This window comes from Sphingobium phenoxybenzoativorans (assembly GCF_001757355.1).
Lineage (GTDB): Bacteria > Pseudomonadota > Alphaproteobacteria > Sphingomonadales > Sphingomonadaceae > Sphingobium > Sphingobium phenoxybenzoativorans.
Window position 1 is genome coordinate 1 of the sequence record NZ_MINO01000179.1, and the last position, 1,281, is coordinate 1,281.

The 1,281-nt window shown below is 69.7% G+C and carries 1 protein-coding gene; it reads right to left on the reverse strand.

The features are described 5' to 3' along the window. Nucleotides 1-1,281: AAA family ATPase (locus BHQ40_RS24680; protein ID WP_171905967.1), on the reverse strand; the 1,281-nt coding region annotated here is incomplete at both ends.

The window sequence follows — 1,281 nt, forward strand, 5'->3', positions numbered from 1 at the left end:
AAGATCCTCGCTCTGTTGGCGAGATCTCCGCGCGCGGATCTCGCCCTGCCTCGCGGGGCGCATCCGGCAAGCGGATCTCGCCCGAGAGGCCCCGCCGATCGGCGAAGGCCCGCGCTTCGGCGTCGCGATCACGACTATCAGGGGCACGGCCATAATCCGACGCCATATCCTTCGCCCGCTCGCGCGACAGCGTGCGGACAAGCCGGCGATAATCGGCGAAGTCGTCGCGGCCATAATGGAGCTGCACCCCGTCGCGGTGCCGCGACAGCGCCACATAGGCGGAATGACGGTCCATGCCGGGGGTCGCCAGCACATGCGCCCGATCGACCGTCACGCCCTGCGATTTATGGATGGTGGCGGCATAGCCGTGATCGACATGGGCATAATCTTTCAGGTCGAACGCGACGCTGCGGCCGTCATCAAGGCGAACGGCCATGCGCTCGGGGCTGACCTGCTCGACCTTCCCCAGCGTGCCGTTCTTCACCCCTAGCCCGCGCTCGTTTTTCAGGAACATGATGCGGTCGCCGTTCGCGAACGCCCGCGCGCCCCGCTCGGCCGACACGCGCACGTCCGGCCCCAGCTCGCCACCGTCGCGCAGCCGATCGCGCGCGGCTAGGTTCAAATCGCGCACCTCGGCATTGGTATGGGTGAGGATGATCCGCGACTGATCCGGCGCGGCGATGCGCTCGGCATCCCAGCGGTCCACAAGGTCGGCGCGGGCTTGGCTGCGCGTCTCGGCCGCCTGCACCATTCCATGCGCCTCATAGGCATGGATCGCCTCGCCCGCCCTGCCCGTCGCCAGCGCCCTGGTCGCGTCGCGCTGCCAGTCCTCGCGCTGCCGGCGTATCTCGGTGATCTCGGCCCAACCGTGGCGCTCGGTCACGGCCCGGAACGCCGCGCCGGCCTCGATCGCCTGCAACTGCTCGGGGTCGCCGACAAGAACGACCTTCGCCCCGGCCTGCTCGGCATGGGACAGCACGCGCTCCATCTGGCGCGTGCCGATCATGCCGGCCTCGTCGATCACCAGCACGTCGCGGGGGCCTAGCAGCTCGCGGCCCTGCTCCCATTGATATTCAAGGCTGGCGATCGTCCGCGACGCGATGGCGGACCCGCCTTCCAGATTCTCGGCCGCGATGCCCGACAGCGCCGCGCCCCGCACCGTGTAGCCCTGTGCCTCCCACGCCTCGCGCGCCACCCCCAGCATCGCCGACTTGCCGCTGCCGGCATAGCCGACGACCGACGCCAGGCCCTTGTCGCCGGTGATATGCGCCAACGCCCCGC